We start from the raw sequence: 22,896 nt of genomic DNA on the forward strand, positions 1-22,896 counted from the left end.
ATTCAGTCAGAGGAGTATTTATGAAAATCAGCCGCGCTATTTTGGCCTCTATCCTGGCCCTTACAAGCCTTCGCACTTTTGCTGCCGACAACCAACAAATCGAAATTTCAAATGCGAAGTTGGTTTTAAAACAACAATACGCAGAACTTGAGGACCTTAAAACTCAGTTGAAGCTGGCTGTAAAAGCCGGTGAAACAAATAGCGTGGCTTTTGTTATTTCAAGTGCTTTGCTCGGTACTGGTCTTATCCTTGATATCTTGGGTGTGCAGTCTTCGGCTGTAACTCGAATCACCAACCTTACACTAGCGGATTCGATGATCGTGATTGGAACGGTAGGTGCGACAGCATCCGGTGTGATTGTGGCTCTTGATGTTTACAAAATTAAACAAATTGAAAAGCGCATCGAAGCTCAACAACAAAAAATCCTCGAAGCCTCAAAAGGTCTCTTGTAAGAGATGCGCGGGATTCTCTCTCTGTTGTTAGTTTTAAATTTTGTTCGTCCGGCCCTGGCATTCTCAGAGCTGGACGATATTCGTTTGCGTCCTTCTTATCAGCAACTCTTTAAAGCCTGCCAGGCATCTGACTTCAAACTTGATAGTTATTATAAAGCGTATGTGCAAAGCCTGACCTCTGGATTGGCGTTTATCAGTCTTTCGCAAAACGGTGTAAAGAACTTGATGGCAAGCAACGGTGTTTCTCCCTATCTGAATGCTTTATTAGAAAATCCTACGACTTCTGTGGCTCTTCAAGATTGCCTGGGTGATTCAGATGAGGAATCCGCTTTTGTCCGTAACATGTTGATTGCCGATTCAGCCGGCAAGGTTGTCGCGATTTCCATAGCAGCCGTCGCCATTAAGGGCGCCGGAAAACTCATGGGCGGAACGATGAAAGCTTTAAATGCGATCTCACCAACTCTTGCACGACGAGTGATGATTGCCTCTGTTATTGCTTCAAGTTCTTATGCTTTTTCTCAACTCATGAAAGAAAAGAAGGAGCAAGAGTCTGCTTCGTCAGTCGAAATTCCAGATATCGAAACGACTTACTCGCAAAAACTTGTGGAAACAGCGACTGAACAACTCGCAAAGCTCCACGAACTTATGGGTGAAGACCTAAATCCCGAAGACCGCGAACAAGTCGAACGCGAGATCCACAATTGGACGATCATCCTCGAGCAGTTCAAACCCAAAGCTTCTTAATAGTGGCTACCATTTTGTCACGTCCCATCTGATTGGCCAATCGCCGAAGTCCGGACTACATCTATCATCTTATTAAACTCAAATCGAATTAAACAATTGCCCACGATTTGCTTGCTAGTTTTTCATGCATTTTAAATTGTATTTACAACGTATTTACTTTATAATTGGGGTTGGCAAATGAAGTTTGAGTGGGATGAGCACAAAGCAGACATAAACTTCAAAAAGCACAACGTTCACTTCTTTGAAGCCACCAGCCTTTGGAACGATGAGAACAGTTTGGAGATTCTGGATCCCGATAGCCCCGACGATGAAGATCGCTGGGTGCGTATGGGGATGTCTGGTGCAGGTAACATTCTTGTTGTAGTTTACGCGGAGCGAATTTTAAGAATTCGAATTATTTCTGCGCGGAAAGCTTCAAAAAAAGAAGAGCAATATTATTACGGGAGTAAACGATGAGAAGCGAATACGATTTTTCAAAAGCAAAAAAAGGCAAAACGGCAAAAGAAATTAAAATTCTTAAAACCGTTCGCTTGGATCCCGAGGTAGTTCAATGGCTTGAGGAAGAATCGACAAAACAGGGTATGGGCTATCAAACATTTCTGAATTGGTTTCTTCGTCAGGCTATGAGCGATAAATCAACGGTCGAACAGCGTCTTGAAAAACTAGAACGAGCCGTTTTCAAAAAGAAGTAGTCTGCAATAGCTCGCTGCGCAAGCGGAGCGCCGCTCACTCTTTATCTAAAAAACTTTTATAGAGCGGATAGTACATATCATCAGTCATAGCGACTTCGAGTTCTTCGCGCGGGCTTTTTTCTGAAAATTCAACGGGCGCACCTGTGATAATCGCCAACGGACATTGTTCTGCGGCTTCACCCATCATCAACACGGCGGCGGCTGCCAATGCGTCGGCTTGATTTTGTTTTGTCATTTTCAAAGCGCGACCAAAGATATCGTTTTCACCGATGCGATTTTTAATAGCGCGAAATCCGGCAAAAGCCACACAAGAACCCACCACACCATGACGAAGCGGTACGCTGTGAGAATCCGTCAGGAGCACGCCCAGGTTTTTAATTCCCGTGCGTTCGCGCAAGCCGTTACGCAGACGTTCAACACTGTCGTAAGGAGCATGAGGATAAAGAATATAATCCCCATTTTCAGAATTAGATTCGTCAATACCCGCCGTTGCGAGCAACTGACCTTTCGTAATAGTGAGATGACAGCCATAGGCCATTTCACCTAAATAAACGTCAGATTCTTTTTTAATAAGTTCAATTTTATCCACGCCCGAACGCGCGAGCAAACGACCTTCATGCAAACTTACAAGCTTTGAAGTCACCGCTAAAACTGCGTCTTCTTGCCAATGATCAGAGGGAACCTGCGACAAAATAAATTCGAGAAGATTTTCTTCCCGGTGAAAAATTCGAGTTCGAATGGCTGTGACTTTTAACGAGCTCATTTACACTCCGTCGCTACCTCTTCAAAATGATATTGGAAGAGACAAAAGGCAAGAACATCCTACGACAAGGAGTTCCTCATGGATGTACAAAATAGCACTGACAAAAAAGAATTCTATGCAGTCTGTGAAAATGGTGAAAAGGCGACTTTGAAATACAATAAATGGAACGACACGAATACTTTGGAACTCGTGGCGACCTTTGTGCCACCTTCACAACGCGGAAAAAACATCGGCGAACTTTTGCTGAAAGAAGCCCTTCGTTACGCCGATCAATACCGACTTAAGATTGAACCGACTTGTCCCTATGTGAAGTCGTGGTTTGCTAAGCACCCCGGTGAATCGAAGCGCTTAGCTCAAGAACGACCGGCTCCTACCACTCCAGATCGCCAACAGTCTGAGAAATTGCCTTAAGCAATTGACCGTTGACCATCATCGCTTTGATCGCTTCTACGTCTTTAGAGAAGATTCGGTCTTCTTGTGCGAATGGAACGGTTTTACGAATTTCTGCGTGAGCGGCAGCAACGGCCGCGGCTGGTTTTAATGGAGCAAGCAAATCCAAAGCTTGAGTTGCTGACAACATTTCCATTGCCACCACGTTCTCTGCATTACGCAAGATTTGCGCAAATTTACGAGCCGCAATCGTGCCCATTGAAACGTGATCTTCTTTTTCAGCAGATGTTGGGATTGAATCCACAGACGCTGGATGCGCCAAAACTTTATTTTCGCTCACCAAAGATGCGGCTGCCACTTGCACGATCATATGACCGGAATTCAATCCTCCGTTTGGAGTCAAGAAAGGCGGAAGCTCACTCATTTGTGTCGAAATCATTTTAGAAATACGGCACTCACTGATGCTCGCTTGCGAAGAAATCGCAATTCCCGCAAAATCCATTGCGTGCGCCACTGGCATACCGTGGAAATTACCGCAAGAAAGAACTTTGTTCGCGTCAGCAAAAACCAACGGATTGTCTGTTGAAGAGTTTGCTTCAGTTTCAAGAACTTTGACAACGTAACGAAGAGCATCTTTCGCGGCCCCGTGAACAGCTGGCATACAACGAAGAGAATACGCATCTTGAACGCGTGGATCATTGACCAAGTGGCTCTCGGCGATTGGACTTGTTGCGCCCATCAACTTCATCAAGTTACGCGCTGTTTTTGCTTCTCCTGGATGAGGACGAGTTGCCGAAATCAAGGGATCAAAGGCTTTACGTGAGCCACGAAGACCTTCAAGTGACATCGCACCAGCCAGATCCGCCATCCATACCAAACGACGTGCTTCCCAAGTTGAAAGCAAACCAATAGACGTCATGACCTGACAACCATTGATCATCGAAAGACCTTCTTTAGCCTTCAGCTCAAGAGGCTTGATTCCTTTTTCTTGCAAAAGTTTTTGTACAGGAACGATCGCACCATTGGCTCCCCACGCCTCACCTTCACCGATGATCGTCAATGCCAAATGAGAAAGCGGAGCCAAGTCGCCGCTCGCTCCAACGGAACCTTGCGAAGGAACCACTGGAATGATGTCGTTATTCAAAAACTCAAGAATTTTCTCTACCACAGTTGGACGAATACCGCTGTGACCTTTTGCCAAAGCGTTCGCACGAAGAACCATCATGGCGCGAGTTTCAGTTTTCGTAAACGGAGTGCCTACACCCATTGAGTGGGAACGGATCAAGTTTCTTTGCAACTGTTCAATTTCCGAATCAGAAATACGAACAGATGAAAAGGCACCAAAGCCCGTGTTCACGCCGTACATAACTTCACCGCTAGAAATGCGGCCTTCGATATAGTCGCGGGATTTTTTCATTTCAGCGTAGCCTTCAGGGCTCAGCTGAACTTTAATAGCCGGGTTGTTTGCGACCTCGTAGAGGCTCTCAAGCGTGATGTTTTGACCATTGATTTGCATCGAAATTTCTCCGTTTTAAGGTGCCGCATCTTAAGCAATAAATATCTGTTCGTCAAAAAAATCGACGGGCAAAAACCACCCTAAAACGACCATATCTCCGATAGAAGCGGCACAGAGCTTGTATATAGGACAACGAATTGAATAATAAGGAGTTATTATGAAAAAAGGCCTTCTTATCGCTGCTATGATTCTAGGCACAACTGCTGCCCAAGCATCGACTCAAATTCTTGCAGAGTGTCGCGGATCTATCGTTAAAGGCTCGATTGGCGAGATCTACACGATTGAGCTCAATGGCAATCAAATCGCTATCAACTCCCAGTACCGTAATGGTTTCTCCATCACAATTCCAGCAAACTCAGCAACTGTGAAGGCAAACACAGACGATAAGCTAGTGGTGAACTACAAAAAGAGTATGTTTAATAAAAAATCTCTGGTTATCGATTTCAAAACTGGCAATGGCCAAGCTTCTCAGTACAGCGCGATCGACAGCTTGCTAAAAGCACGCGTGATCTACCTTACTGATTGCACAAACTAATTTAGAAAAAATTAAAACTATCTGTAAGAGCACTTCCGCAAAAGAAGTGCTCTTTTTATTTGGCCGAAGGAATATTAAGACGAATCCAGTCGAGGTAACGGCTGATACGCGTGTAAACGCCATCTTGTCCTGGCAATCCGCGTGAGGTCACGCCCCAGAGATAGTACTTCGGTCCTCGGCGAATAAAGGCTGAGCCTCCCGAGTCCGCCGAATTTGTTCCCGACTTCACTTCATTCGTTAAAACCTCTGTTGCTGAAAACTGCGCATCTAACACCCGGACGCGTGTCGAGCGCAACACACCCGCTCCTGTCGGCATCTGTGGCCATCCATCCGGTCCCGGCTCCATCGATTCTTCTTTATAGCCATAACCGGCAACAAGAATTTGTGTTCCTCGTTTTACAAATGCATCTTCCATCAAAATTTCTGCCGCGCGATGAGTTTCTGGCATCACGCCGGAGAATTTTGCTAAGGCAATATCATGAGTGTTGCGTGGATCCATTTCATCGACCGACTCTTCATTCCACTGATCGTGCACAATCCACTTGCTGATAGGTAAAACCACAGCGTCTGCACGATTCGCATCCAGAGAAAACACCACGTAAGCTTCTTCCGCACCCGCTTCACCATGACAGTGCGCTGCTGTTAACACCGTTTGTGCATCGATCAAAGTGCCGGAACAGAATGTACGAAAGCGCCCCGGTGAGTCTTGCACTGCAAAGCCCACCGTTGAAGGTAATTCGCCTGCTTTTGCATCACGACCACCGTGAATAGCAAACGATGAAGCTGACATAAGGAAAAGACCCACTAAAACCAGCAACTGCTTTTTCATTGCTCCTCCACCAAATCATGACTCCACAAAAAAGGCCGCGTGGAATATTTAAAACGCATGGACTCGATACCGGGATAAGGAATCCATTGATTGGTTTCAAAGTCGACTTTCATCAACTGGCCATCACGACGAAGCCCCGTCAAATCACTGTTAAAATAAAACAGCTGCTGGAATCCTTGAGTGGGATCAGGTTGACGCTTCACTTCAAATTTATTCGAACCGTTGGACTTCACTTGATAGAACTCACCTCGAGCCGACTTTACAAAAACGGAATCGCGAGTTTCCAATCCTAATTCTTCGGCGCTCAGCACTTGCACCGCCTTAAACGGCCATTCCGCGCTTGAATCTTCGTCTTGATCAAAACTGATTCGCCCCACCAGGCCTTTCTCGTAAACACACAAAGAAAAAGGTCCATCATTCATCAGATCCACAAGTTTCGAACGCGTTTTTCCTGCATTGTATTCCAACGCACAAAGCCCCTGTGGAGGAACTTTTCGCAAACTGCGGGAAAAAATATCAATCCCTGTAATCGCCTGTTTGTTATGAGGAACAGCCAATACACTCAGCACTCGACTTAAAATTTTTTGTCCCTTGTACAGGGGGGCTGCATGCAATCGAGCTCCATCAAAAAAATACGCTTTCTTTCCATCCAGGCTTTGCAAATACAGAGCAGAATTTCCAATTCCGCCAACTGTCTGATTAAACGAATCCAAGGCCTCTAACAATCCAAACCGCAACTGAGCACGGTCCTCTTCCGGAATGCCAATTCCTCGCAAAATCATTTTTGCCAGAGTCTCGATCGTAACGGCATAAGCACCGCGATCCTTGATACTCTCATCACAGCCGCCGAAGCTACCGGCCTTATTGCCTGCAAGGCACATCACGTGATTGTGACCTTCTGTGTGATGTGCTTCATGCAATAAAACAGATGCCTTTTCATAGCGCGAGTAAATGGAGTCAAAAAAAACAGGACAGACCGAAGCGACATTTGGCTTTTCACTTTGCTCAACAAAAGCCATAGCCCCTCGCACGCAATGTTCATTGTCGGCAGAAACTTCCTCAATCGTATGAATGCGTTTGCTAAAGAAAGTCCAAAAATCATCGCCTACGATATTAAGATTATAGCGATCAGGAAGAGCCCTGTTTGAAAGACGAATATTCTGAATCAAAGACAACACAGTCTTGATCTCGGCCCCATGCTCAGGGGTCAGGGATTGCACCTTGATGACTGGGTCTTTAGGGTTCCCCGCCTCAGCGAAGCCCCCGAAATTTAAAGCTAAAATAACGACGAAAAGACGTACCAACATAGATGTCCTGGACAATACAAAAAACAGGCCTCGCCAGATACGATAGATTTCTTATTAGACATAAATGTGTGTAAAGAAAATGGCCAACAGCCAATTCAGGCCGCGCAATTAAGGGAACTTTCCTAATATTTTGACAGTCTTGTAAAACCCGAATCACGCAAATGCGCTTTAGGCATGGCACGGGCTTCGCAGCCCCAATTCCATTTATAAAAGGAGTTCAAAATGAAAACAGTGATCGCTCTGCTTCTCGGAATGATGATGTCCATGAATGTCCATGCGAGTGAAAAGTTCTTGTTGGGTGAAATCGAAGTCAACGGAGAGAAAATCGAAGTGGTCACAGATGTTCCGACTCAAAAAGGTGACATCAAACTTACGAATGTCCGTGGTGAATCAAAAAATGGAGTGATTTATCGCCTTGCCAAGAACTCTTATCGCGTTTTGGATTCAGTGGCTTGCCAAAACCTAACTTTCAAAAATTACTATCAGACCTTGGAATCTTCAGCTTCCAATGATGTGGTTTTAGATCTCTCGACGGGTAAAATCACAAAGGGCTCTGACAACGTCGTTATCAAAACCATCATCTGCATGCAGAACGCGTATTGATTATTTTTTGTGAAGAATGGCCTTGTAAGCAGTCTCGAGGAATTCCATGGATTCCTTGTCTGACTTACGCAGAGCAGTCTGATAGGCCTCGGTCACGATCGGGATCGAGGCTCCCGCTGGAACACCTAAAACTTCGTATGCATCCCAGCTGTGTCCGTTGTAATTAAACATCACATTCAGGTTCTTAGTCGCTCGGCCCTGAAGGTCAGGATGCCTCTGTCGTGGATAGGTTTGAGCCTGCGCTGGAGTGACTGACTTTTCGGCCTCGACCAGAGGCGGCACGCTATCTTGAGCGTTCATGTTCAACTTGGTTGGACGGCGCGAGCCCCCACGCGAGAGCAAATACCAGAATATGAAAGCGCCCGCTCCCACCAAATTCAATGTCAAAAAGTCTTGGCTATTCATGTAAGTTCTATTATTCGTTGGGAGTTTTATTTTAGCAAGGAGTCCTAGACATGGCAGCACCTAATCCTTTTGATAAACAAGCCGGCATTCCCGGTGTGAAACATATTATCGCAGTTAGTTCTGGAAAAGGTGGGGTTGGTAAGAGCACAGTTGCAACCAACCTAGCGATGGCTCTTTCTAAGAAAAACAAAGTCGGCCTTTTGGATGCCGACGTCTACGGCCCGAGCATTCCTCGAATGTTAGGCTCAATCAATCAAAAGCCTCACATTATCCCTGAAACAAACCAACTTGAGCCTGTCAGCCGTTATGGTTTGAAGTTGATGAGTATTGGTTTCTTGGTTGAAGAAGGTGCCGCGGTGGTTTGGCGTGGGCCGATGCTTTTCAAAGCCATGGATCAATTCCTTCGCGACGTGAACTGGGGCGAATTGGATTACCTCATCGTGGATCTTCCTCCAGGAACAGGTGACATCCAGTTAACTCTTGCACAGAAAGTTCCAGTTGCTGGTGCTGTTGTTGTTTCAACTCCGCAAAACGTGGCGTTGATTGACGCGAAAAAAGCAGTCGATATGTTTAAACGTATGAGCGTGCCTTTACTTGGTTACATCGAGAACATGGCTTACATGTTGAACCCAGCGAACGGCGAAAAAATCCAACTTTTCCCTAAGGGCGAAATTGATTCTTACGCCGACGCTCAACAACTTCCAAAGTTGGGTGAAATTCCATTCAACCCTTCTGTTGGTCTTGCTTGTGAAGCGGGCATTCCCGTTGTCGAAGCAAATCCAAACGGCGCCGAAGCACAAGCCTTCATGAAAGTTGCAGAACGCTTGCGCGAAATTCTTCCGGTTTAGTTTTTTATTTCTTCTTCCCGTCAGATCTTGGCGGGAAGAATGTCTCTTTTCGCTTCCTCCTTGTCTCTCTTTCTGACTAAAACACTTCTAAATTCTCACAGTGATACAAGTATTTGTATTTACTTGAGAATCTTATGTCGTCCTCTTGAAATTAAAACTTTGGTCGAGGTATCCTGATTTTGTTGAAACCACGATGGCCCGGGAGACTTGCTTCGAGCAGGTGAACGCTATAGGGCCCGCGAAGGAGGTTATTCGATGTTAGGACGTATTTACGACCATCGAGATAAGTCACCAAAGTGACGACGCGATCACCAGGATTACTACAAAGAGGAAAACGCTCAGACCTCTCAAAAGAATATGAGCATGGAAGGTCGCTGATGAATAACTCATAAGGAGGTTCCTAGGGTTATACTCGTTAGGATTTAGATCCTTCCTTTGCCTCAAGGCAAACCGTCGGGAACGACGGGACGCAAAGCTAAAGGGGTCAGAACGACCAGCCAGCTGCCAAAGGTGAGTCACCTGAGGAATCAGAGGTGTGCATATGGAAGGTTCAATTACATACAAGGATTGGTTTCATTCCCCTTAGCCTGCGTTTTATCATTGAGGATTTTTCGCAGGCACTTTTTTTTGCTCAACACGCTGATAGCTCGAATCAATATATTTCTTCAAATTGTCCTTAAACCAGCCTTCATCTTTTAAACTCTCAATTGCCGATTTAATCATTTCGAATTCTTCCTTATTCAATCGTCTCTTTGAAACGTACATTCCCGCATTGCGCAGATTTTTCTCGTCAAGAACCCAATGCAATTGATCATTAAGACCCATACGCTGCAAGTTGATGTGAGTCGCCCCCGGAGAACTCACAATGACGTCTGCCCGCTTTTGCGCGATCAATGAAAACGCTTCTTCAAGCCCCACAACTTCAATCCACCGCTTTTGTTTTTTCAGTTCGGCAATTTCTTCGGAGCTATAAAAAAAATCAACGCCGATCAGTCCCACAAATTTTAATTTCTTATTTGCGAACAGGCTCTGCCAAGTGGTGCCTTCGGTGAGAAGTTCCCGTCGGGTGACGAAAGATCGTGGCACCGTATAAAAAAGAATAAAGTGTCCAAAGCTCGCGGCTGGCGTGGCGTTTTCAATATTCACCATCGTCATATCGGTTCGATCATTTTGTAGAGAGCGCCAAACTTCAAACGTTGGCTCTTCCTCAATACTAAACCGACAGCCCGTTTTGCGTGTCAGCACCTCACCTAAGTCACGAGCGATTCCTCTGATTTTCCCGTTCTCATCTCGATAAGAAACCGGCGCAATGGGATTTACGGACACCCGATATGTTCGCTGGCAGTCCTTTTTGGGAGCGGCCTGTGCTAAAGAACTGAATATGATGAGGAGCAAAGCAAGAGCTTTCATCAATTCTTAGTTTAGTCGAAGACCGAACAAAAAAGGCCCCATTTCTGGAGCCTTCGTTAATTTGCATATTTGATTTTGTCTATTGACTGCTTTCGTTTGGCGGAATCACCAAACGCGCACCCACAATCAAAGAAGAAGGATTGCGGATTTTGTTTTTAGACTTGATATCGCCAACAGCGACATTGTAGCGAGCTGCGATTTGCGACAAGTTTTCACCGCGACGAACTACGTGAACTTTGTTTTTTACAATTTCACGCGCCGATGAAGAAGTGTCAGATCCACCTGGCAGACGCAATTTCATGCCGACTTTCAATGTGCTTTTTCTGCGGATATTATTCAAACGCTGAAGTTCAGCCACACTTGTCGAATATTTTTTTGCAATCGTATAAAGAGAATCGCCAGACTGAACGATGTAGTAACGTCCATCAGCTGACTCTTGCACAGTTGTCGTTTCAGTTGCAGCATTCGTTGCCGCCGGAGCAGCACGTTTCGCAACCATGGATTTATTTGAACGTTCACGCAGAGGTGTACGATCTGGAACGTAGATTTTCATTCCTACGCGCAGACGACGACCACGAGGCAAATCATTCAAATCACGAAGATACGCCACAGAAGTGCGGAACTTACGAGCAATCGTGTGCAAGCTGTCACCACGACGGATGCGGTAAGCTTGAGTATCACCTGAGTCTGCTACGAATTGAACTGAATCAACAAAGCTCTCGTTCGCAGCAATCGTCGCTTGCTCTGCAGTTCCCGGTGGAATACGAAGAACAAGTTCAGAGCCTTTAACAGGAGCCACTTCACCTTTGTACTTAGGATTCAACGCTTTGAAGTCTTCGTAGTTCACGCTCAACTTCTCAGCCATTTGTCTCAAGTTCACAGATTTTGTCACAGTGATATGATCAAACTCGATAGGTGGAAGATAATCGATATCTCCGAAACCATATTTTGCTGGATCTTTTGCGATCAACTTCGCTGCGATAAATTTTGGAACGTAGTTGATTGTTTCTTTTGGAAGACGTCTTTTACGAGCCAGTTCCCAGAAGTCACGTGTGTAGTGATTCATCACTTCACGTTTTACGCGGTTTTCACCAACGTTGTACGAAGCCATTGCCAAGTACCAAGAACCGAACACGCTATAAAGACCTTTGAAGTACTCCGCAGCTGCTTGAGTTGCGAAAACCGGGTCACGGCGTTCATCAACGAAAGCATTGATATCAAGTCCATAACGCTTACCCGTTCCACGGATAAACTGCCAGTAACCCACAGCAGAGGCATGTGACGTTGCAGCTGAACTGAAACCAGATTCAATCAAAGCGATATAGAAAAGATCTTCAGGCAAACCATTGTCGCGCAAAACTTTCTTCATCAGTTTTTCGTAACGAGTGGAACGAGATAAATAACGTTCCATATGTTCGCGGCCGCGGCCTTGGAAATAAGCAATCCATTTTTCAACCAATGGATTTACTTCTGTCGGAATTGATTCTAATTCTTGGTCGACAACTTTAGGACCTTCAGGATCAGAAAGACGGAATGATCCGATATCTTTCATTTCTCCACCGGAGCTAGAAGCTCCGTTATTGTCCTGGCTCACACCATTCACGTCCTTGTGAGCACAACCTGCCATAACGGCCAGGACAACACTCAATGTTAAAAGTCTCCTCATGAGTCCTCCGGTACAGTTTTCAGGCTAACCAACTCGGGAGGCTTTTTCAATAAAACATCTCCCTTATTTTGCCTTTTTCTTTAGCAAATCCGCCCATTGGGCCGGAAAATTCACTGAATTTTTATCTTCGGCCATCTTATAAATCAGGATATTGCGCAAGATGGCTTTCACATAGAAGCTCGTTTCCGTCCAAGGGAGCTCATCAAACCACAACTCATCCTCAGGAGAAAGACTTCCTTTTTCTGGAAGAGACTTTATATCGTCGCGGCCCTCAATCCAATTCTTTAATCGATAGGGACCCGCATTATACGCTGCAAGGGCGAACGGAATGCTTCCTTTGAACTGGCCTAACATCTGGGAGACATAGAATGAACCCATCGGAATATTAATTTCCGGGCGGAACATGTCGTCGGGAAGTTCAATTTTAAGTCCCAATTTTTTGGCAATTTCCTGCGCCGTCGGCGGAATCATTTGCATCAACCCCATCGCATTCGATGTCGAAATCGCACGCAAGTTGAAGGCACTCTCCTGTCGGGTCAAACTGCGCAACAAAGTGGCATCCATTTCATAGCGCTGCGCCTGTTCATTGTACAAATTCTCATAAATTTTCGGGTAACCAATTTTTACGAACTCTTCACGGCGTAAACGTGGATCTGCTTCCATTCCCGCATTTAACAAGCGAATCGAAAGCATGTACTGATCGCGGGAAGCCAAAAATTCCGCCATTTTTATTTGCAACGTTGGATCCTTCAGTGACGGAATCTGATTCCACTCACTTTGTGCTTCACCGACCCATCCGGCTTGGGACAGAATCACAAATCGATTCCAGGCTTTTTTCTGTGTACCGACGAGAAAAAATTGATGATCTAGAGTAGGAACTTTATCTTTTTGCTCCGGCCACAAAAGTTTTCCGTTGTTCGCTTCCGCACTTAAGCGCAAGCCATAATAAGAAAACGGATACTCCGCAACGAGTTCCGCTGAAGCCTTCTTTGCACGATCCTTGTTCACTTGCTCTAAAGATCGCACCAGCCAATACTGCGCCAACAAATCATAACGATCGACGTTACGAGAGAGCAGCTTTTCTAAAAGTGCTGCTGATGTTGAAAATTCTTTTTTGCGATAATAAATCAAAGCCGAGCGGAAAAAAGCTTCAGAAGCTTCTTCGGAACCGGCATGGAGTTTCATCAATTGAGAAAACGATTCCAATGCTTGATCATACTGACCTAAAAAGTGCGCACATCGCCCTGAAATCCAAAGTGCTGAAGTTGCCGCAGGCGACGTTTGTGCTTTTTCAGCGATCTTTTTCGCTAGTGTCATCGCACCTTGATAATCGCCACGACGGTGAAGATTCTGAGCCCAATCCAATAAACGGCTGATGTCCGCTTCCGACATTTCATTCAAAGCTTTGCTTGAAGCCATCGCATCAGAAATTCCGTTGTAAACTTCAAGTGGCTTGTCTTTCCAGCGGCGCGCAGCCTGGCTGCCCGGATATTGATTCAGCAAGGATACCAAATCTTTGATCGCGGCGACAGCTTCTCCGTTTTTAAGACCCTGTTGAATTCGAGCCTCTAACTTTTCTTCATCACCGCTCAGATCACTTGTCGATTTCGCAGCGGTTTCAGTATTTTTGTTCAAAGCTTTTTTTAGAAATTCAATTTTTTCCGAAACGTACTTATTTTCCTTGGCGTCTGAAGCCTGTTGGAACATCGCTAGAGCTTCCGGATAATTGGTGCGCGCTAAAGCCAGGTCGCCCAATAACTGATAAGCCAACGACCGCTGTTCACTGGTCATCCGCGATGGATAACCCAAAAGACGATCCAAAGCAGCACCTGCTTTTTTATCCTTTTTGCTGACCTTGTTTTCTAAGACGGACAATTGAAAGCCAGCCCACTGTTGCCATAAGTCATTGGACCACGGGCCGATAAAAAATAAATCTGAATTTTTTTCGAGCTGATTCACCACAGACTCGACGGCCGCCAGATCTTTTTTCTTTTGTTGTGCTTTCTCTAAGCAGTGCAGCCACGTCAAAGCCACCCAACCGCGGACCTCGGTTTGTTTTTTGTATACTCCTGGAGCATCCTTCAAGCATTCGTTCCAACGAAGATGAATTTCGTCGTCTTTCAAGCGCGCCAGTGGTGACAAAGATTTTGTCGGGACCGCAGCTTCATAAAGATGTGTGATTTTTTGTTTGGTAAAGTCCTTTTGCAAATCAACCGTTTGTACGTCCGCTGCAAAAACAAAACTTGATACCAGCAAACCAAAAACAGAAATCATCACTCTCATGGTGTCCCCTTCTTAGGCTCAATACGTACGGAATTTCCTTGATAAAGAGATTCAAATTCCGCCGCACGCAAATAAACCACAGAGGCTTCTTTGCTTTGGCGGAATGTCACAATTATTTTTATATACGGAAGTTGCAATTGCGACTCCAGATGGGCTGTGTCCACCAAGTCGCAGAAATAAACCAATGCATCTGGTTTTACGAACTGACCGCATTGGTTGTAATCGAGATTGTCGTGAGAATGGAAAACCCATGGCCATGGCCATTGCTCACGCATACCGACTTGAATTGTTTCTTTGCCCCATTCAGGGTGTCGCGCAAATCCCTGTTCAATAAGCTCGGTCAAATTTTTCATCTCATATGTCGAATTCACATAAACATAAGGATGCTCCATGCGAATCGGCTGCGCATAGACGGATTGGTAGGCGCTTTTTAATTGGAACAATCCCAAAGCAATGGTGGCCGTCCAGAGAGCAATCTTCAACGCCTTGTGCTTCACTTCGTTAAGCGAATACGCTAAGACGAAATAGAATCCCCAAACTAATGAAAGAATACACCAGACAGTCTTATAAGGAATGATCGAATAAATAAAAAATTGAACCAAAGAAAAAACGCTGATGGCGCGCAGAGATTTATTTTTCGCAAAAACCCCCGGCACCGAACATAGCATTCCGAGAATCACCAGCGGTTCGGCCTCGACAAGAACCTTCACCCAATACAAAAATTCTTTCTCATGCCCGTTTCCAGAATGGCCTGTTTTCATCCATGGTAAAAACGCCGCAAAGAAATCGACAATACCACGCGGATTCGCCATAAACCCCGTAAAGAATAAAACAAATGCAGCCAAGAGTGACAACGACAATAAACGCGTTTGACGATTCCAAACCTGCGACCACGTCGATTTTGCAAACAACGCGCGGATCTCAGCCCATCCCAAGGTCAAAAACGCCACACCCCAAGCAAACATTGTCACCGCAAATGTTTCTTTCAGAAGCATTGCGCCCCAAAGGCCTACGATCACAAGATTAAAGGCAGTCGTGTCTTTCTTTTCAATCCAACGTAAAAGCCCCACGGCTCCGACGAGTTGAAAAAAAACGAAAGGCATTTCGTGAATACCTGAGCGACCAAAAAATAAAAATGCCGGACTCAGCAGAAGAAATAGAACGAGCGGCACACGCACTTTACGAGTAGCAAAGAAATCCCAGCCGACAAATAAAACACTGGCCACACCAAAAAGAGACGGCAGTGCACGCAATGTCGCAACACTGCGACCTAAGAATAATTCCAAAATAAGCAATAAATAGAAATACAGAGGCCCGTGATAATTGGTTGGATCGTATTTATAAAATCCAGTTTTCGTCATTTGCATGACGAACCAACCATTGATGCCCTCATCAAAATGCACAGGCTTATTGGTTAGAAACAGAAAACGACTGACAACGGCTAGAACCAGAACGAACAAAAGAAAGCCATGATACCGAGAGAACGAAAGCTTTCTGTTCATTCTTATTTTCCTCGGCCCATGAATGGCTTTTTCTTACCACCCTTTTTCCCGCCGCCTTTGCCGCCACCAGGCTTCCCACCTGCGCCACCGCCTGACTTTTCAGTTTTGGCTTTATGCCGACGTTGTCGGTTGAAGTTTTGCTTACGAGCTTCGATACGACGAGCTTCAATAGCGGCTTTAGCTTTTCCAACACTCACAACTTGAGCGTTAGAGGCCTCTTCTGAATGGAACGGTTGATCCGTGATCACATTCACTTTCACGCGCATGGTTTTTTCAATGGCAAAAAGGAATGACTTTTCTTCACCCGTACAGAATGACAAAGCCTTGCCTTCCATTCCCGCCCGCGCCGTGCGCCCGATGCGGTGAATGTAGTTTTCTGGCAAATGAGGCAAGTCATAGTTAATCACATGTGTGATGTTGTCGATATCAAGACCGCGCGAAGCAATATCGGTTGCGACCAAGACGCGAACTTTATCAGTTCTGAACTCTTCAATCGCACGTTGACGAGCCCCTTGTGATTTATCACCGTGAATACCTGCTGTCGGAATGCCCGCCTTGACCAGTTTATCCACGATACGATCAGCCGCATGTTTCATATCAACGAAAACCAGAACTTTGAAATAGGTGTTGTCTTCTAAAACTTTCAACAACAGGGAAAGCTTGTTCGGTTTTTCTACGAACATCACACTCTGTTCGATTTTCTCAGCCGGCGTGGCAATAGGTGTGACTTGCACTGTTTTTGGATTGCGCAAAATTTGGTGCGCCAACTTTTGAATTTCTGTTGGCATTGTCGCAGAAAAAAACAAATTGTGGGTACGCTTTGGAAGAAGCGGCAAAATTTTATGAATATCTGGCAAAAATCCCATGTCGAGCATGCGATCAGCTTCATCCAAAATGAAAACTTCAACTTTATCAAGAAAGACAAATTTTTGCTCTAACAAGTCAAACAGACGCCCTGGCGTTGCCACCAACACATCGACACCTGATTGCAAAGCTTTGACTTGATTACCCTGACCTACACCACCAAAGATCACACCGTGGCGCAATTTCAAATGTTTGCCGTAAGTTTCAAGGCTTTCATGAATTTGAATTGCCAGCTCGCGAGTCGGCGCTAAAACAAGCGCACGTGGGCGTTTGGGTTCTGTGCGAGCAGAGTGTTTAGAAAGATTTTGTAGCAAAGGCAAAGAAAAGGCCGCCGTCTTACCGGTGCCCGTTTGCGCGATACCAAGCAGGTCATGGCCCTCGAGAATGTGAGGGATGGCTTCAGCTTGAATTGGCGTCGGATTTTCATAGCCCGATTCTCTGAGTGCAAATTGCAAAGGCGCGACAAGGGGCATATCCGTAAATTTGATTTTGGTCATAGAGAAAACTTGTAACAGGGAGCCTAAAATCAGGTCAAGGTATGAGTGAGTGCCTTAAGAGCTTCGTATAGGTAATAATCCAACCAACGATGTCCCCACTGAGAAATTGGATTTTTTGCAATATAGCCCATGTGCCCGCCACGCTTTTCAATATGCACCTGGCAGTGCTTAGAAAATGAAGCTCCTAGATAGTCCTGAACGTCAATAAACGGATCATCAGCTGCGGTAAGCACATACGTTGGAGTCTGAATTTGATGCACATACTGAATGGATGAGCACTGATCATAGTAGTCCTGGCGATTGCGGAAGCCAGACGCCGGTGCTGTGTAAATTTCATCAAACATATACAACGTCGCCCACGGAGGCACATTGTATCGCTCACTGATGATGCCATGGCGATATTTTTCTTCAATCAAGCGGCGCAAACGCAAAACAAAGCGAATGTCATATAGACGATTCAGACCTTTTTGCAAAAGTAGCGAGCCTTTTCCAAGAAGCAGCGGAGCATTGACGGTAATGGCCCCATCAGGACGCTCATCCGTACGAAATCCACCAAGCAAGGAAAGCAAAATATTTCCGCTTAACGAATAACCAACGGCGATGACTTTTTTGCTGGGAAATTGAGCACGCAATTGACGCAAAACCACCGACATATCTTCAGTGCTACCGGAATGATACGGTCGCTTGGCTTCTAAAACACCCTCACCTGCTCCACGGTGATTCACAAGAACTGCCGTATGGCCCAGCTCCTGGCAAATCAAAGCGGTTCTTTGCATGTAATCTGATGTCACATCACCAGAAAGTCCGTGAAAAAGAGCAACGACATAATCGCTGTGGCCTTCACGCACATAATAAAAAAGTCGATCCCCATCAGGAAGATCGACTTTAAATTTCTGTCCATTTGTTGGAAGAACTGGCGATTTAAGAAAGTGTCCTGCAATAGTCTGCCCGTGGCCACTGTTGGCCCAAACGGGAGCATCACATGGATTTAGCGCCAGTCTTTGCAATAGAACTTCCCATCCAATTCAACATATCCAGCAGGACGATTGCCTTTTGGATCGTGATGTAACCAGTGTAGCATTCCGTGCTTACCAAGCCACAAGAACATTCCACCAATGGCCACAGTGTCGCCAACTTGCACTGGCACACGCGGGCACATATCAAGATTATACACAGCCTGGATTTCAACACCATTTGTTAATCGAACAAAAAACTTTTGATGTTTAAGACCGCTCGTGTCGTCAGGCAGAACTTTAGTCACAACCATTCCTGAACCTTCGACGAAATTGAGACGTTTGCGACCGTTTACTGCACGAATAATATCGGCGTCTGGAGTTCCCTCAGCTGGCTCTTCACCAAATGATGGATTTGGATCTCTGCGGTGATCCCAAGGCTTGCGCGCCTCCGCCGTTGCAAATGACATAACCAGTAGCAAACTACAGATGAAAACTCTTTTCATGATTCCCCCTCAACGCGAGGGAGTCTCCCTTGATGAAGCAACAAAAACAACCATTTATCTTGATGACGCAGAAATGATTCGAATCCTCATCAAATCTTGATGAAAATTTTACTTATATTCGACATTTTCGATCGTGACGAATTCCTCGCCCGAGGGTTTTACCAAGCGAACTTCATCGCCCAATTTTTTTCCGAGCAACGCCTTGGCAACAGGAGAACGCCAAGAAATTTTGCCCGCCTTAGGATCAAGTTCATCTTCGCCGACGATTTGATAGACGATTTCTTCACCATCTTCATTTGCCAAAGTAACCGTCGCACTAAACAGGACTTTTTCCCCGCTCATTTTGAGAGGGTCGACAACTTCCGCATCTTCCAAACGCTTGGTTAAAAAATGCACACGACGATCAATTTCGCGCAAACGACGCTTACCGTATTGATAATCGGCATTTTCGGAGCGATCTCCGTTGCTCGCAGCCCACGCCACAATCTCCACGACCTTAGGCCGTTCGACTTGCATCAATTCGTGATATTCGGCTTTGAGTTTTTCGAGTCCAGCTGGCGTGATGTAGTTTTTGTCGCTCATGCCCCCTAACTTAATCCAACTTAGGCCAAGAAGCTAGGTCTTCTGTAAGACGTCTCTAGACTTAAGGTCTATTAATTATCTCATGATATTTTCCGAAAAACAGACGTAGGAGGATTGATGAAAACCCAATGGAAACGTCTGTTATTTGCTGCGCTTATTTCATCATCCGTTTTTCTCGGCACCTGGTTTTGGTATCAATCCACTGATTCTTCCTACTCGTCAAACTCCAATGAAAAACCATTAGCTTATGTGGGCCGTGTGATGAACGACATCCAAAGACGTCCGTCTTCTCGCCTTCTTTGGCAAATCGTCAACACGGGTGAGCCGCTTTACAATGGCGAAGCAATTCGTACTTCCGAACAAGGCGAGGTGCGAATTCAATTTGCTGATTCGGACCGTTATTTAGATCTCGAACCAGAATCACTGATCGTCATCAAAAAATCCGAAGGCGAAATCGCCCTTGATTTGATGGAAGGTAGCTTGTTCGTCAATGCCAAAGAAGGAAATGGCGATCCTGCGGCTCCGGGACTTGTCTTGAATTCTGCGAACGGTAAAGTCGATCTCTCGCAAGCCTCTGCCTCACTTTCTAAAGGCAAAGGCAACTCTGTCGATGTCCAAGTCTTAGAAGGTAAAGCTTCTCTGAAAACTGAAGACGGTAAGAGCAAAGATTTAACCTCGACATCGGTTATCAAAATCTTAAGTCCGTTGCCGCAAAAGCCAGTAGCAATGGATGCCGAGTCTCCACAACCTGTGCCATTTAAATGGCAAGGCTTCCCGGCAAATTCACAAGTCACGTTGTGGGTAGGACCGACTCGTAAAGAAATGAAAGCTGTCAAAACCGCGGAAGCTCAGAAAAACGAGCTGTCTGCGATTTTGCCGTTTGGTCGTCACTATTATAAACTTGTCGCGACAAATCCTGAAGGAAAAGTCCTCCAAGAAAGTAACGTCTATAAAACTGAGATCTTAGCTCGTTATGCGCCGACTGTTGTCTTCCCAACGGCAGATGCGCAAATCCCTGCGGATAAATCACCATTTGATATGACATTTAAATGGCAAAAAGGTGATGACACCCGTCAGATGACTTTGGAAGTATGGACAGATCCATCACTTAAAAATCGTGTAACAGCGAAGTCATTCCAAAAAGAAGACAGCTTCACGTTGCCATCTTTGAAGCCAGGAACATACTTCTGGCGTATGAGTTCATACTATGTGGATTCAGATAAACCACTGCTTGGCAAAGTTCAAAAGTTCACAGTGAAAGAACCTGAGCAAGTGCAGGTGAAGGTGGAGCCTCCACCAGTGGTTCCAGTTCAAGTGAGCTTTAATATGCCGGAGTCTTCGTTCACTCAATATTATACAGACACTCCACAAGTGGGTCTAAATTGGAAAGCTGACAAAAATGATCAGGTCGCATTGTGGCGCGTTCGTCTATACGGTGCTGATCAAGATCCTTCGCAGGTCCAACCCATCGAAGTGAAAGAAACAAAATTCCAAACCAAGGTTGAAAAACCAGGCCGCTATATTGCTTCCATTGAAGCTGTTAATAAAGACGGTCAAGTTCTAGGCACAACGCCACCACAAACTTTGGATGTCAACCCTCTGCCGCTCTTAAAAGCCCCGCAGTTCTTGCCATTTGAAGGACAGTTGCAAGCTTCAATGGACGGAAAATCGACTCTGGAATGGAGTCCGATTGAGGGAGCTAAAGAATACTGGTTGGTTGTTAGCAAAAACGGGAAAGAATTAAAACGCACGAAATATGCGAGCACTTCAACGTCTTTGAAAAACCTGTTGCCGGGTGAATATGATGTTGAGATTTCAGCGGTCGATGCTCATGGTCGTGCAAGTGAAACGGCATCGCCTCGTAAATTATTGGTTCCAGATAAGTCCAACCTCAAAGCGCCTACTTTGAAGAAAATCAAGGTGAATTGATGTTGAGAATCCTTCCGGTACTTTTCATTTTAGGATTCATTTTGCACTCCCCGAGTGTATGGGCGGAGCCGTATCGTCGTCTTGTCAATTTCGAATGGGAACCTGTTGAGGGAGCTAAACACTACGAAGTAGAACTGAAACAAGTTAAATCAGACGGCGCCTTTGGAAAAATATTTAATTTCAAAGTGAAAGTCGCGGATTGGAATGGACGTTTGACGCCAGGTAAATACCTCATGCGTTTGCGATCGTTCGACTATCGTGGTGTCCCGGGTGATTGGTCTGAGCCAAGTGATTTCAACGTCGGTCTTGATATCGTCAAAACCGAATCTCCGGCCCCAGATGCAAAAATCAAAACAGATGCCACAGACGAAATGAATGTGGATTTTAAGTGGGCTGCTGTTGGTGGGGCGGAATCTTATCGTTTTATTCTGACTTCGGAAGACGGCAAAACCACAATTGACGAAACTTTGAAGGAGCCTTCATTTAAAGCCAAAGTTCCTGTTGCGCAAAACTATACTTGGAAAGTATTGGCTCGTAGTCCAGAAGGCATTGAGAGTGAAGCGACATCTGTTGCCAACTTTTCATTGCTGGGTAAGCCGATCGCAAAACCAGAAATTACGAAACCTGAAAGTGAATTCGTGCGTGAATTGACATGGAAGCGTCCAGATCATGTGACGGGCTTTGACGTTTATATTCTAAAATACAACGAACAAACGAAAAAATGGGACAAATTTCAAACATTCGAAAATTATCAAACAGACTCTTTGGCGTTTGACGAAAAATGGCCTGGTGGTAAATATCAGGTCGCGATTAAAGCCAAATCAGATTTGCGCCCAGATTCTCCAATTGTAAATCAAGGCTTCACAGTTCGTAACGGCGATCGCTCCCCTGCTGCCGAATACACAGCATTGGTTCGAAAATCTATTGAGCGTGTGTCGGGCTGGTACGGAATTGCCTCTTATCTTGTGACACAAATGCAGTTCCAGGGTTCCAACCCAGAAAAAAACTCCATCGTTTCCTACGATGTCTTGGGCGGTACGGGTCGTCTGGGAGCTGGTTGGTTTGATCCGAATAAAGCTTGGGGCTTTTTGGGTATCTTGGACCTCAGTGGTTTTTCGTTTAAAGGACAAACTCAAACTTTTGCTGCCGTTGAGCTCAATGCCGTTTATCGCTACTCCATGGGCGACCGTGGTGAGATGCGCTTACAAATGGGGCCGTACTTTAAACAGTTGCCTGAAACGATCGGGGATCTTTTCACTGGCGAGTACGAGTATTCAACTGTGACAACTGCGGGTCCTCACTTTGGTGGAGAATATTGGTACTCGCTCAGTCCAAAGCTCGGTCTACAATTTAATGCGCATCTGTACTTATCGCTGATGAAAATCAGTACGCCAAATGGGCAAGACATTGACCCGACTCTTTCAACTCAGTTTGGTGTGATGGGAAGCTATCGCTTCACTCCGAACTTTACCGGCCTAGTAGGTTATGCTCTTCGTGAAGACCGCGTAGCTTATAAAGCCATTTCTTCTACTGATACGTTTGCCGAAGAAGGTGATGTGAACCAGTCCACAATCATCGGACACTATCTCAACCTTTTCGCCGAGTGGGCTTTCTAGGGGA

At 45.4% G+C, this 22,896-nt stretch carries 23 protein-coding genes and 1 riboswitch; of the genes, 10 read left to right on the forward strand and 13 right to left on the reverse strand.

What is annotated here, in order from left to right:
- Positions 1-20 precede the first annotated feature (20 nt).
- The 4 genes from ACLWOR_RS16550 (at position 21) to ACLWOR_RS16565 (ending at position 1,888) form a co-directional block, all read left to right on the forward strand.
- Entirely contained in the window at positions 21-452 is a 432-nt protein-coding gene (locus tag ACLWOR_RS16550; protein WP_413941910.1) for a hypothetical protein, read from the forward strand.
- Between the two features lie 3 nt (positions 453-455).
- On the forward strand, positions 456-1,196 hold the full coding sequence (locus ACLWOR_RS16555) for a hypothetical protein (protein WP_413941911.1): 741 nt from the start codon (positions 456-458) through the stop codon (positions 1,194-1,196).
- A 177-nt stretch (positions 1,197-1,373) separates the two neighbouring features.
- Complete coding sequence (locus tag ACLWOR_RS16560; protein WP_413941912.1) at positions 1,374-1,652, forward strand: BrnT family toxin; 279 nt, start codon at positions 1,374-1,376, stop codon at positions 1,650-1,652.
- Complete coding sequence (locus ACLWOR_RS16565) at positions 1,649-1,888, forward strand: BrnA antitoxin family protein (protein WP_413941913.1); 240 nt, start codon at positions 1,649-1,651, stop codon at positions 1,886-1,888. The genes ACLWOR_RS16560 and ACLWOR_RS16565 overlap by 4 nt, the downstream gene beginning before the upstream one ends.
- A gap of 34 nt (positions 1,889-1,922) precedes the next feature.
- On the opposite strand, the gene ACLWOR_RS16570 is transcribed toward ACLWOR_RS16565, so the two are convergent.
- Entirely contained in the window at positions 1,923-2,651 is a 729-nt protein-coding gene (locus ACLWOR_RS16570) for a coenzyme F420-0:L-glutamate ligase (protein WP_413941915.1), read from the reverse strand.
- Positions 2,652-2,729: 78 nt separating this feature from the next.
- On the opposite strand from ACLWOR_RS16570, the gene ACLWOR_RS16575 reads away from it, so the two are divergent.
- On the forward strand, positions 2,730-3,062 hold the full coding sequence (locus ACLWOR_RS16575; RefSeq protein ID WP_413941916.1) for a GNAT family N-acetyltransferase: 333 nt from the start codon (positions 2,730-2,732) through the stop codon (positions 3,060-3,062).
- Here ACLWOR_RS16575 and hutH read toward each other — a convergent pair.
- Positions 3,022-4,557, reverse strand: a complete 1,536-nt coding sequence (gene hutH / locus ACLWOR_RS16580; RefSeq protein ID WP_413941917.1) for a histidine ammonia-lyase — start codon at positions 4,555-4,557, stop codon at positions 3,022-3,024. The two genes, ACLWOR_RS16575 and hutH, sit on opposite strands and share 41 nt — an antisense overlap.
- Positions 4,558-4,714: 157 nt before the next feature.
- Between hutH and ACLWOR_RS16585 the strand changes: the two genes are divergently transcribed.
- On the forward strand, positions 4,715-5,092 hold the full coding sequence (locus ACLWOR_RS16585) for a hypothetical protein (protein ID WP_413941918.1): 378 nt from the start codon (positions 4,715-4,717) through the stop codon (positions 5,090-5,092).
- 55 nt (positions 5,093-5,147) lie between these two features.
- Here the strand turns inward: ACLWOR_RS16585 and ACLWOR_RS16590 are convergent, their stop codons facing one another.
- Positions 5,148-5,921: a S1 family peptidase gene (locus tag ACLWOR_RS16590; RefSeq protein WP_413941919.1), complete on the reverse strand. Its 774-nt coding sequence runs from the start codon at positions 5,919-5,921 to the stop codon at positions 5,148-5,150.
- Positions 5,918-7,228 (reverse strand): hypothetical protein, encoded by a 1,311-nt coding sequence (locus ACLWOR_RS16595; protein WP_413941920.1) that lies wholly within the window; start codon positions 7,226-7,228, stop codon positions 5,918-5,920. Before ACLWOR_RS16595 ends, ACLWOR_RS16590 begins: the two co-directional genes overlap by 4 nt.
- A 222-nt stretch (positions 7,229-7,450) precedes the next feature.
- Between ACLWOR_RS16595 and ACLWOR_RS16600 the strand changes: the two genes are divergently transcribed.
- Positions 7,451-7,831 carry a hypothetical protein gene (locus ACLWOR_RS16600; protein WP_413941921.1) on the forward strand — a complete coding sequence of 127 codons (381 nt, stop codon included), beginning with the start codon at positions 7,451-7,453 and terminating at the stop codon, positions 7,829-7,831.
- On the opposite strand, the gene ACLWOR_RS16605 is transcribed toward ACLWOR_RS16600, so the two are convergent.
- Positions 7,832-8,236 (reverse strand): hypothetical protein, encoded by a 405-nt coding sequence (locus ACLWOR_RS16605; RefSeq protein WP_413941922.1) that lies wholly within the window; start codon positions 8,234-8,236, stop codon positions 7,832-7,834.
- 50 nt (positions 8,237-8,286) lie between these two features.
- On the opposite strand from ACLWOR_RS16605, the gene ACLWOR_RS16610 reads away from it, so the two are divergent.
- Positions 8,287-9,084 (forward strand): Mrp/NBP35 family ATP-binding protein, encoded by a 798-nt coding sequence (locus tag ACLWOR_RS16610; RefSeq protein WP_413941923.1) that lies wholly within the window; start codon positions 8,287-8,289, stop codon positions 9,082-9,084.
- Positions 9,085-9,518: 434 nt separating this feature from the next.
- Positions 9,519-9,593: riboswitch (cyclic di-GMP riboswitch) on the forward strand.
- Between the two features lie 88 nt (positions 9,594-9,681).
- Here the strand turns inward: ACLWOR_RS16610 and ACLWOR_RS16615 are convergent.
- From ACLWOR_RS16615 to greB, 8 genes are all read right to left on the reverse strand, one after another.
- Complete coding sequence (locus ACLWOR_RS16615) at positions 9,682-10,494, reverse strand: substrate-binding periplasmic protein (protein ID WP_413941924.1); 813 nt, start codon at positions 10,492-10,494, stop codon at positions 9,682-9,684.
- 79 nt (positions 10,495-10,573) lie between these two features.
- Complete coding sequence (locus ACLWOR_RS16620) at positions 10,574-12,160, reverse strand: LysM peptidoglycan-binding domain-containing protein (RefSeq protein WP_413941925.1); 1,587 nt, start codon at positions 12,158-12,160, stop codon at positions 10,574-10,576.
- A 63-nt stretch (positions 12,161-12,223) separates the two neighbouring features.
- Positions 12,224-14,443: a transglycosylase SLT domain-containing protein gene (locus ACLWOR_RS16625; protein WP_413941926.1), complete on the reverse strand. Its 2,220-nt coding sequence runs from the start codon at positions 14,441-14,443 to the stop codon at positions 12,224-12,226.
- Complete coding sequence (locus ACLWOR_RS16630; protein ID WP_413941927.1) at positions 14,440-15,945, reverse strand: flippase activity-associated protein Agl23; 1,506 nt, start codon at positions 15,943-15,945, stop codon at positions 14,440-14,442. Before ACLWOR_RS16630 ends, ACLWOR_RS16625 begins: the two co-directional genes overlap by 4 nt.
- A 2-nt stretch (positions 15,946-15,947) precedes the next feature.
- A complete protein-coding gene (locus tag ACLWOR_RS16635; protein WP_413941928.1) occupies positions 15,948-17,306 on the reverse strand; it encodes a DEAD/DEAH box helicase in 1,359 nt (452 codons plus the stop codon).
- A 29-nt stretch (positions 17,307-17,335) separates the two neighbouring features.
- Positions 17,336-18,313 (reverse strand): YheT family hydrolase, encoded by a 978-nt coding sequence (locus ACLWOR_RS16640; RefSeq protein WP_413941929.1) that lies wholly within the window; start codon positions 18,311-18,313, stop codon positions 17,336-17,338.
- Positions 18,295-18,765, reverse strand: coding sequence for a DUF3465 domain-containing protein (locus ACLWOR_RS16645; RefSeq protein WP_413941930.1), 471 nt, complete (start codon positions 18,763-18,765; stop codon positions 18,295-18,297). The genes ACLWOR_RS16640 and ACLWOR_RS16645 overlap by 19 nt, the downstream gene beginning before the upstream one ends.
- A 108-nt stretch (positions 18,766-18,873) precedes the next feature.
- On the reverse strand, positions 18,874-19,347 hold the full coding sequence (gene greB, locus ACLWOR_RS16650) for a transcription elongation factor GreB (RefSeq protein ID WP_413941931.1): 474 nt from the start codon (positions 19,345-19,347) through the stop codon (positions 18,874-18,876).
- A gap of 117 nt (positions 19,348-19,464) precedes the next feature.
- Between greB and ACLWOR_RS16655 the strand changes: the two genes are divergently transcribed.
- Positions 19,465-21,276, forward strand: a complete 1,812-nt coding sequence (locus ACLWOR_RS16655; protein ID WP_413941932.1) for a FecR domain-containing protein — start codon at positions 19,465-19,467, stop codon at positions 21,274-21,276.
- Positions 21,276-22,892: a hypothetical protein gene (locus ACLWOR_RS16660; protein ID WP_413941933.1), complete on the forward strand. Its 1,617-nt coding sequence runs from the start codon at positions 21,276-21,278 to the stop codon at positions 22,890-22,892. The genes ACLWOR_RS16655 and ACLWOR_RS16660 overlap by 1 nt, the downstream gene beginning before the upstream one ends.
- Positions 22,893-22,896 lie beyond the last annotated feature (4 nt).

The organism is Bdellovibrio sp. HCB2-146 (genome assembly GCF_047345725.1).
In the GTDB taxonomy this organism is placed as follows: domain Bacteria; phylum Bdellovibrionota; class Bdellovibrionia; order Bdellovibrionales; family Bdellovibrionaceae; genus Bdellovibrio.